The 9,076-nt window shown below is 67.3% G+C and carries 13 protein-coding genes; 6 read left to right on the top strand and 7 right to left on the bottom strand.

What is annotated here, in order from left to right; all coding sequences use genetic code 11:
• On the bottom strand, window positions 1-620 hold a 620-nt coding region (locus VN461_20840; protein ID HXB57224.1), incomplete at its 3' end, for a class I adenylate-forming enzyme family protein.
• Window positions 621-715: 95 nt separating this feature from the next.
• Here VN461_20840 and VN461_20845 point away from each other — a divergent pair.
• Window positions 716-937 carry a hypothetical protein gene (locus VN461_20845; protein HXB57225.1) on the top strand — a complete coding sequence of 74 codons (222 nt, stop codon included), beginning with the start codon at window positions 716-718 and terminating at the stop codon, window positions 935-937.
• A gap of 14 nt (window positions 938-951) precedes the next feature.
• Here the strand turns inward: VN461_20845 and VN461_20850 are convergent, their stop codons facing one another.
• The 4 genes from VN461_20850 to VN461_20865 all read right to left on the bottom strand — a co-directional run bounded on the left by VN461_20850 (window position 952) and on the right by VN461_20865 (window position 2,769).
• Complete coding sequence (locus VN461_20850) at window positions 952-1,494, bottom strand: O-acetyl-ADP-ribose deacetylase (protein HXB57226.1); 543 nt, start codon at window positions 1,492-1,494, stop codon at window positions 952-954.
• 88 nt (window positions 1,495-1,582) lie between these two features.
• Window positions 1,583-1,867, bottom strand: a complete 285-nt coding sequence (locus VN461_20855) for an HU family DNA-binding protein (protein HXB57227.1) — start codon at window positions 1,865-1,867, stop codon at window positions 1,583-1,585.
• A gap of 106 nt (window positions 1,868-1,973) precedes the next feature.
• The gene (locus tag VN461_20860; GenBank protein HXB57228.1) at window positions 1,974-2,309 is read right to left on the bottom strand and encodes a septum formation initiator family protein; all 336 of its coding nucleotides are present in this window, start codon (window positions 2,307-2,309) and stop codon (window positions 1,974-1,976) included.
• 58 nt (window positions 2,310-2,367) lie between these two features.
• Window positions 2,368-2,769 (bottom strand): DUF6788 family protein, encoded by a 402-nt coding sequence (locus tag VN461_20865; protein ID HXB57229.1) that lies wholly within the window; start codon window positions 2,767-2,769, stop codon window positions 2,368-2,370.
• A 96-nt stretch (window positions 2,770-2,865) separates the two neighbouring features.
• Here VN461_20865 and VN461_20870 point away from each other — a divergent pair, with 96 nt between their 5' ends.
• From VN461_20870 to VN461_20890, 5 genes are all read left to right on the top strand, one after another.
• The gene (locus VN461_20870) at window positions 2,866-3,291 is read left to right on the top strand and encodes an EVE domain-containing protein (protein HXB57230.1); all 426 of its coding nucleotides are present in this window, start codon (window positions 2,866-2,868) and stop codon (window positions 3,289-3,291) included.
• 8 nt (window positions 3,292-3,299) lie between these two features.
• Window positions 3,300-3,605, top strand: a complete 306-nt coding sequence (gene cutA, locus VN461_20875; protein HXB57231.1) for a divalent-cation tolerance protein CutA — start codon at window positions 3,300-3,302, stop codon at window positions 3,603-3,605.
• 165 nt (window positions 3,606-3,770) lie between these two features.
• Window positions 3,771-4,616, top strand: coding sequence for a TylF/MycF/NovP-related O-methyltransferase (locus tag VN461_20880; GenBank protein HXB57232.1), 846 nt, complete (start codon window positions 3,771-3,773; stop codon window positions 4,614-4,616).
• A gap of 239 nt (window positions 4,617-4,855) precedes the next feature.
• On the top strand, window positions 4,856-5,869 hold the full coding sequence (locus tag VN461_20885; GenBank protein ID HXB57233.1) for a glycosyltransferase family 2 protein: 1,014 nt from the start codon (window positions 4,856-4,858) through the stop codon (window positions 5,867-5,869).
• Window positions 5,862-6,686 (top strand): methyltransferase domain-containing protein, encoded by an 825-nt coding sequence (locus VN461_20890; protein HXB57234.1) that lies wholly within the window; start codon window positions 5,862-5,864, stop codon window positions 6,684-6,686. The genes VN461_20885 and VN461_20890 overlap by 8 nt, the downstream gene beginning before the upstream one ends.
• Here the strand turns inward: VN461_20890 and VN461_20895 are convergent.
• Together VN461_20895 and VN461_20900 are read right to left on the bottom strand one after the other, a co-directional pair.
• Window positions 6,683-8,230, bottom strand: coding sequence for a hypothetical protein (locus VN461_20895; GenBank protein HXB57235.1), 1,548 nt, complete (start codon window positions 8,228-8,230; stop codon window positions 6,683-6,685). The genes VN461_20890 and VN461_20895 overlap by 4 nt on opposite strands.
• A 254-nt stretch (window positions 8,231-8,484) precedes the next feature.
• Window positions 8,485-9,076 (bottom strand): PLP-dependent aspartate aminotransferase family protein (locus VN461_20900; GenBank protein ID HXB57236.1); only part of this gene is annotated, 592 nt, incomplete at its 5' end.

Genomic DNA, 9,076 nt, shown 5'->3' on the forward strand with positions numbered 1-9,076 from the left:
CGGAGGGGGGGGTAGATGGGAACGGGGATGGCGCCCGCGATGAGGATCCCCTGGAAGGAGCGGAGGAAATCGACGCTGGTGGGGAGCATAAGGGCCACGGTGTCGCCCTTTCTCACCCCCCGCTCTCCAAGGCCGCCCGCGACCGCCGCCGACTCCTTCCACAGGCTCCCGTAGGTAACCGTGTGCTCGCGACCGTCGTCCTCCCGCAGGTAGACGGAGGGGCGGTCGGGCTCGGCCCGGGAGTGCTCCCAGAGCGAGCGGTGAATAGTGGAGGCGCTTTCGATCGCGGCCGCCGGGCCCAGGGCGGGGCCCCTCTCTGGCGGGCGCAGGGGCTCCGCGCCCTCCGACTCCAGGAGGGCGCGAGCCAGGGCGGCGGGGGTGTCGATTCCGAGGAAGCGGTCGTCGAGGGAGCGGCCGAACGTCGTTTCCAGCCTCAGGAGCAGTTCAACCCGCTCCAGGCTGCCGAGACCCACGTCCCGCTCCAGGGAGGCCTCAGGGGTAGCGGCCCGCCGGGCCCGGCTACCGCCCACCTCCCCGGCCAACTCGCGGACCACTTCCAGCACGCGCGCTTCAACCGCCACGAGGGCTTGGGCGGATGCCGCGGTTGCCGGCTCGGCCATGGCCCACTCTAACCGTGGGTTCCGGAGGGCGCAACGCCCGGGTCTTGACCCGCCGGTCTCGAGGCTCAATCCTTAGGGGGCAAGGGAGCACGAGCATGATCGAAGTCGTCACCATCCGGGAGATCGAGGCCATCTTCGGCGTGACCGATCGCATGGGGATCTCGCGCGAGATGCTGGTCATCCCCCTCGGCCCCCGGCATCCGGGCCGCGTGCGCCGCACCCCGGCCGGCAAGCTGGAGATCCTCGTGGAGTCGGAGGGCGACTTCGACACCTTCCTGGCTGGCCTCGAGGCCGAGATCCGGAAGGCGATGGGCTGAGCGGGAGGCGAGGGCTAGAGCGCTTCCAGGGCCGCGCCGTAGGCCGCTAGATCCGCATCGCTGAAGAGAACGAAGCGCACCAGCTCCAAAGGGGAGCCGGCGCCGAGCACCTCTTGGGCCGCGCGTAGGGCCACCGCCGCCGCCGCCCTCACGGGATAGCCGAAGGCCCCGGTGGAGATGCTGGGGAAGGCCAGGGAGGTGAACCCCTGGGACTGGGCCAGAGCGAGGCAGCTCCGATAGCAGCCGGCGAGGGTTTCGGGCTCGCCCGCCCCGCCGCCCTCCCACACCGGTCCCACCGTGTGGATCACGTGGCGACAGGGAAGCTGGCCGGGCCGCGTCACGACGGCCTCGCCGGCGGGCAGCGGGCCCCTCTCTTCCCGGATCCGGCGGCAGTCTTCGAGAATGGCGGGCCCTCCCGTCCGGTGGATGGCGCCGTCCACGCCGCCCCCGCCCATGAGGCTGGAGTTGGCCGCGTTCACTATGGCGTCGACGCCCTCGCGGGTGATGTCGCCCCGCACGAGCTCCACGCGGGTTCGCCCGAAGACTCGCGTCGTCATTGGGCCCGCCCGGACCCGCGGGAGGGCGCGGGGCTCGGACGGAAAAGGCGCGAGGGGTGTGCTCGCTCCCCCGCGCCCTGATCCAGGACTACCTCGTGCCGACAGCGTCCTTGGCAGCCTTCGCCACTACGAACTTCAGCCGCTTGCGGGCCGGGATCTTGATGGGTTCGCCAGTCTGGGGGTTTCGCCCAATCCGGGCCTTGTAGCTCCGGACGACCAGCTTCCCGATCCCCGGGATCGTGAAACCATTCTTGGCCTCTTTGTGGGCCAGACCCGCCAGGGCCTCCAAGTAGGCCGCCGAGGTCTTCTTATTCAAATTCACGTGCTCGGCGAGGGCCGCCACGATCTTCGTCTTTGTCATCGGCTTTGCCATCGAGTCACTCCTCCTCAGAGTCGGGCTGCCCTGGTACGCTCCAGAGACAGTCAAAAGGCTGGTCATTCTCATGGGTTTCGCCGGCCCCTGTCAAGCCAGATTCGGTTCAGGGACGGTCGGAGGGGTCCTCCTCGGGGATGAGGAAGACGGTCTCGCCCGGACGGGCCAGCCCCAGCTCCTCGCGGGCGAGGCGCTCGATGGCGCGAGGATCGGTCTTGAGGCCTGTAATCTCGGCCGCCAAGCGTCCGTTCTCCGCGCGCAGATCCTCGATCTCCCGCCGCAGCGACTCCGCCCGCTCTCTCTGGGCGACGAGGTGCAGGATTCCACGGTCGCCGAAGAGGGAGCCCACGAGGAGGGCGATCAGGGCGATGATGGAGCCTAGGGTAGCCGCCTTCTTGCGGAGCCCGACCTCGCTCCGACCCCGGTCATCTCTGTTCGCCAAGACTTGAACCTTTTCTTTAGATACTAGCGTTAACATATTACCACAATTACTTTTTTAACTACTGTGCGGAGGACGCAATTCCCATCTGTCGCTCCCCCCGGTGTGCCATGGCTTCCTGATAGCGCCGAAGAAGGTCGACGAGCTGGGCGTTGACCCTCTTGAGACGGCGCAGTCCCTCCCGGAAGGCCCGGTGGCTCCGCACCAGGGTACGGGCCGCTCGCGCCCGGCGGCCTTTTAGATAGGAGAAGCCACCCTTCCCGCCGCTGCGAGTGGAGAGCACGTAGTAGGGGCCATGTTTGCGGCCCTGGCGGCAGACGCAGTTCTCCTTGCCGCAGACCCCGTAGCGGGCGAAGAGCGAGCCCTGAAGCTGCTCGCGCAGGCGCAGCAGCTTCTCCACTAGGAGCCTCTGCTCCAGCAGCTGCAGCCGGACCCGCCTCCGTATCGCCTCTGGGTTGGTCACTCTTACAGTAATCTTTTAAAAAACACTGTAAGAATAAATGAGGACGCAGCCCCTGTCAACCCAAATCCTCGGGAGAGCCCGCTCTGGCGAGGGTGTATGATGGCCGCGAAGGGGGCGGCGATGTGGCTGCTGAAGACGGAACCGTCGACCTACAGCTATGCGGACTTGGAGCGCGATGGGAAGGCGACCTGGGACGGGGTCAAGAACCCGGTCGCCCTCAAGAACCTTCGCGCGATGCAGGTGGGGGAGCGGGCGGTCGTCTACCACACGGGGAACGAAAAGGCGGCCGTGGGCTGGGCGGAGGTGACGCGCGCCGCCTATCCCGACCCCAAGGCGAAGGACCCGCGGCTGGTGGTGGTGGACCTGAAGCCCGGGGGACGGCTTGCCCGGCCGGTAACCCTGGCCGAGCTCAAGACGCTGGCCGCTTTCGCGGGCAGCCCCCTCGTGCGCCAGGGGCGACTATCGGTTGTGCCCCTCACCACGGCCCAGGTCCAGGCCATCGAGGCGCGGAGCCGCGGGTGAGCGAACGGATGGTCGTGCTCTCCACCGTGGCCAAGCCCGAGGACGCAGAGGGAATCGCGCGGGTGCTGGTGGAACGCGGCTTGGCCGCGTGCGTGAACATCATTCCCGGCGTAGTGTCCTTCTACCGCTGGAAAGGGGCGGTGGAGCGCGATGAGGAGCGCCTCCTCCTCATCAAGACCCGAGCCGACCGCTTCGAGGCGCTGCGGGCAGCGCTGGTGTCGCTTCACCCCTACGACGTTCCGGAGGCGATTGGAATCCCCGTCGAGGCCGGGCATCGCCCCTACCTGGACTGGCTGGACGAGAGCGTCCGCTAGGGAGCTCCGCGGAATGCGCGGAAGGGCCTGAATTCGCGGGAGTCCTGATTCTCGAGTCCTGATTCTGGAGCCACGATTCTTGACAACCTCGGACTCCACTGGTAGGCTCCGGCCATTCGACTAGCGCCAAGCGCCCCCGCCCACTAGGAGAGTTCGGTGTCCTCTTTGCTGAGAACAGCGCTTCTCGTACTTGTGGCGGGCGTGAGTGCCTTCGCCCTCGGCCACTCCGCGAAGAAATGCGAAGAGAACGTCGTTCGGTATGAGCCCTTCCCCTGCACGCTGTCGCCCAGCGCCCGGGTCGCGGGCCCCAATGGTCTATACCTCGATCTCATGAAGCTCAGCCTCACCGATCTGCTCTACGAGACGGATCAAGCCACGCGCGCCGCGGTTGCGGAGGGCAGGAACTGGCCCTCCCGAGGGCTCACCATGATCGGCGTGAAGCGCCTTGAGAATGTGCAGATGCTGATGGACAAGGTCATGACCGACGGCGTACCCGGCGATTTCATCGAGGCGGGGGCGTGGAGAGGCGGCGCCTGCATCTTCATGCGAGCGGTGCTGGAAGCGCGCGGGGTCAAGGATCGGCGGGTCTGGGTCGCCGACTCTTTCGAGGGCCTGCCGGTGCCGCGCTCCGTCCTGCCCGAAGAGAGATCCATGGCCGTGTCCCTTGAGGTTGTCCAGGACAATTTCCGACGTTATGGGCTGCTCGATGACCAGGTAAAGTTCCTAAAGGGCTGGTTCAAGGACACCCTGCCCAAGGCGCCGATCGGGAAGCTGGCCGTGCTTCGTGTGGATGCGGACCTTTACGAGTCGACGAGAGATGCGCTGACCTTGCTGTATGACAAAGTCTCCCCCGGTGGGTATGTCATCATCGACGACTATGGCTACTACCAGCCCTGCGCGAAGGCGGTCGAGGAGTTCCGGAGCCAGCGGGGCATCAGCGCGCCCGTGATCAAAATCGACTGGACGGGCGTCTACTGGCAGAAGCCGGGGAAGGACGCGGCGAGCAGTTGAACGGGGCCCGGAGCGGCGATTCCGAGCTCTCCTCCGTCGATGGTCGGCCGTACCTCCGGGCAGACCCGGACTACACCCGCCTTCGGCCGCGCCGCCCCTGAAGGGTCCGGTTCAGAAAGTTGACCAAGCGCCGCGCCCTCGGGCTACAATCCGCTCCATGTTTGTCACCGCCCTTCGTCGCGGGCCGCTCTTGGTGGCTCTGATCCCGGGCCGTACCGGGCCGCCAGCGTAGGGGTCGCTTGCTCGCGTCCGCCAAGCGAGAGGGGTGGACCAGCCTCGACGTGGTCATACCCATCTGGAACGAGGAGGAAGCCTTGCCCCTCCTCATCGAGCGTCTCAACTCCGTCTTCACGCCGCGAAGGCTCGCCGACAGCCGGATCCGTAGCGTGCGCTACCTGATCATCGACGACGGTAGCCGGGACCGTTCGGCGGAAATCCTCGGGCGGGAGATCGAGCGTGGCCTGCCCGCGGTTCTCTACCGCTTCTCGAGGAACTTCGGTCACCAGAGCGCGGTCACGGCCGGAATCGACCATTCGGTCGCGGACGCGGTCGTGGTCATGGATGCGGACCTCCAGGACCCCCCGGAGCTGATTCCGGCCATGGTCGAGAGGTGGAGGGAGGGGCACGACGTCGTTTACGGCCAGCGCCGGCGGAGGAAAGAGAACCTCGTCAAAGTCCTTTGCTATGGCGCCTTCTATCGACTGGTCGCCCTGCTGTCGGAGATCAACGTGCCCTTGGACAGCGGGGACTTCTGCCTCATGGACCGGCGGGTCGTGCGCGCCATTTCCGCCCTCCCGGAGAGACTCCGCTTTCCCCGAGGGCTGCGGGCGTGGGTCGGCTTCCGGCAGACGGGGATCGAGTATGACCGCCCGCGCCGGCAGGCCGGCAAGAGCAAGTACAACTTCGCCCGCCTTTACCGACTGGCCACGGACGGGGTGGCGTCCTCGAGCATTCGCCCCTTGAAGCTGGCCCAGGTGTTCAGCGTCTCCTACGTCTTGCTCACACTTCTGTTGGGTCTGCTCCTTCTCTTGCAACAGTCGGTGGGCACGAACCTCAAGATCCCCCCCGTGGTCCTCGTGGGCTACCTGCTGATCGTCATCGGCAACCTCGTTCAGGTCCTCTGCATTTACATCCTTGGCGCATACGTGGGGCGGACCTACCTGGAAGTCAAGGGCCGTCCTCCCTACGTCCTCATGGAGGTCCTCGGCGACCCGCACCACCCCCCTCCGCCCCCCACCAAGCCCGATGTCTGATCTCCCGGGGGCTCCCGGGAGCCAAGAGCCCGGTCCGGTCCGGCACGTCTCCCCCGCCCGGGAACAGGCCTTCCCCGAGGAATGGTACGAGCTGACCTCGCCGAGCCACTTCTGGTTTCAGTGGCGGCTGGCCGCTACCCTCCGACTGATCCGCGAGGTGGGGATCCCGACCGATCGTCCCCTCAAGGCCTTGGAGATCGGCGGTGGCACCGGCGTGCTCCGAGACCAGCTCGAGGCGAGGACGAGCTGGGTGGTGGACATGACCGATCTTCAGCTTGAGGCCTTGCGCCTCGCGCGCCAGGGGCGCGGCCAGAACCTCTACTACGACATCCTGGAGGAGAGGGCACCCTTCCTCGACGCCTACGATGTCATCATCCTCTTCGATGTTCTCGAACACATCGAAGCCACCGGCCCTTTCCTGCGTTCGACCCTGCGGCACCTCAAGAGGGGCGGGTATCTCCTCCTGAACGTCCCGGCCCTGCAGGGCCTGTACGGCGCCTACGACTGGGCGGCCGGGCACGTGCGCCGATACGACAAGCGCAGCTTGAGGGCAGAGTTTGCCCGCCTGGACCTCCAAGTCTGCGCGTTGCGCTACTGGGGAGTGGTCCTGCTCCCCCTCCTCCTCACGAGAAAGCTGCTGCTGCGGCGGAGCGCCACCCAGGCGGAGACGATTCGAACGGGCTTTCAGCCCCCCGGGGACCTCACCCACCTCGTGCTCCGCGGCCTCATGCGGGTGGAGACGAGCCTCTGGCCAAACCCACCGGTCGGGACGTCTCTCCTCCTCGCGGGCCGACGGCTGGGGGACGGCGGCGCCTAGGAGCCGGCCTCCAGGGCACGGCAGCGCACGCCGGGAGGCGGCTGGAAGCGGACGGGGGAGCCGTGGGGGGCGAAGAGGACGAAACGCGTCCGGCCATAGTGAAAGCCCAGCGCACACTCTCCGAGGAGGGTGTAATTCTGGGTGAGTACACTCTCAAAGGACGCGTCGGCCGGCCAGAAGTGGGGCACGGCCACGATGGTCCTATACCACCTCTCCGCGATGCGGTTTCTGATCCTCTCCACCCCCGCCACCTTGGACGCGGCCAGATACGGGAAACTACTGCCCTCCATCTCCGTGACCTGGTCCAGGAGGAAATAGGCGTATTCGGGCTGGGTGGCGAGGATGGGTCTTCCCCGCTCCTTAAGGAACGTATAGAAGAACTCGGCCGTCTTGGCATCCTGGTTCGAAGGGAGGGGGAAAGTCCGGGTGAGAACGAGGCCCAGGGCGAGGGTGGCCACCGCCGCGGGCGCGAGGTCATGGAGGCGAAGCATCCCTGACCATCTCGGGGTCGCGGGGTCGGGGGCGACGCCCCAGAGGCGCCCCCCGAGAATGGCCGCTCCGCAGAGGGCGGGAAGCATGTAGTTCCACCAGGCCCCTGACTTTGACAACAGGGGAACGCCGAGCAGCCCCCCCAGCAGGAGCAGCCAGGCGCCATCCCGCCACCCCGCCCGGGTGCAGCACCCCGCATAGACGAGACCGGTTGCGGCGAAAATCCATATCGGAAGGCTTCGCTCCAGGAACATCACGAGAAGGCTGGTCAAGAGGCCGGCCTGTCGGGGGTGCGTTCCCCAGAGGGACATGGTCCAGAGAAACCCGCCCGAGGTGAGCCATTCGAGCAGCAGGAGTAGAGCCAGACCCAGACTGGCAAGCGTCACGCAGAGACGTCGGCCACTGTCTCGATCCACCAGGAACCACCCGAGGACGAGGGGCAGGGCGTGGACGAGCGCGGTGGGCTTGGCCAGCACGGACCCCAGCAGCGCCAACGCCCCTCCCCACAGCCGTCCCCTCGAGAGCCGGTCCGTCCCTCGCTCGAGCCGAGCGGGCAGAAGGAATGCGGCGGCCAGGAGCCAGAGGGCGACCATGGGACCGTCGACGCGAATGAGTAGGTACCAGTAGCTTAGGTCGACGGGGGCGAAAACGAGCGCGGCCGTGGCCAGGGAAACGGCCGCCCCCGAGCGACTCCGTACCAGCGCGTAGGCGGCGCTCCCGACCAGCATCGTCCAGGCGCAGGCCAGGAACCGGGCGAAGCGGAGCGGCTCTGCCGACCACGCGACGACGGGAGCCATGAGAACGGGCAGGAGCGGAGTGTAGGCGGCCGGAAAGGGCACCGCCTCCCGGGGATAGAGCGTCTCCGGGGCCTGGAGAAGGCGTCGGCCGTAGTCGAGCGCGATGCCCTCGTCGGGGCTCCAATCCCAGGGGTACCCGAAGAGGACCCACGCACACGCGCCATAAGCGAGGGCAACGCCCAAGGCCGTCGCGAGGGAGTAGAGCAAGACCCAGCGCGGCCCCCCGGCCGTGGCCCCGTCGCTCGGGGTCAGGCGCAAGCACCCACCCCGCGCTCGATCCGTCTCGCGCAGGACGGGGCGAGGTTACGATGCTCGGCGGGCCTCCGACGCCGGAGCCGACCCAACGGGAAGGTCACCCGGACACCTCTGGCCTTCTGCCGTTGGGGTGCCCAGCGGCGCGGGCCGGTTGCGGCAAGACTCTCCTGGCCGCGCTTTGGGTGAACCTTCGAAGGGTGAACGGGACGCGCCCTCTTGGGGTTGGGTGAGCAGATGCCCGGTGGATCCTCCCCGGACTAGACGCTGGCCAGGGCATGATCGAGGTCGGCCAGAAGGTCCTCGGCGTCCTCGCAACCCACACTGATCCGGACCAGTCCGGGGCCGATGCCGAGGGCATCACGCTCCGCCGGGGTGTAGCCGGCATGGGTCATGGTGGCGGGGTGGGAAATCAGCGTCTCCACGCCACCCAGACTCTCCCCGAGCGAGCAGAGCCGGACTGACCCTAGGAGGCGCTGGGCCGCTTCCCGGCTGCCGAGATCGAACGAGATCAGCGCCCCGAATCCGGTGGCCTGCCGCTTGTGAACAGTGTGGCCGGGATGGTCCGGGAAACCGGGCCAATAGACCCTCTTGATCTTCTTCTGGGCGCGCAGGAAAGCGGCTACCCTCCCGCCGTTCTCCTCGTGGCGGGGCATCCGCAGAGCCAAGGTCTTTGTCCCCCGCAGCACAAGCCAGGAGTCGAACGGGGAGAGGATCGCCCCCACCGCGTTCTGCACGTACTGCAGCCATTGGGCGTGATCCTTGTCTCGAACCACCGCCACCCCTCCCACGCTGTCCGAGTGCCCGTTCAGAAACTTCGTGGTGGAGTGGACCACGATGTCCGCCCCCATA

This window comes from Vicinamibacteria bacterium (genome assembly GCA_035570235.1).
Lineage (GTDB): Bacteria > Acidobacteriota > Vicinamibacteria > Fen-336 > Fen-336 > DATMML01.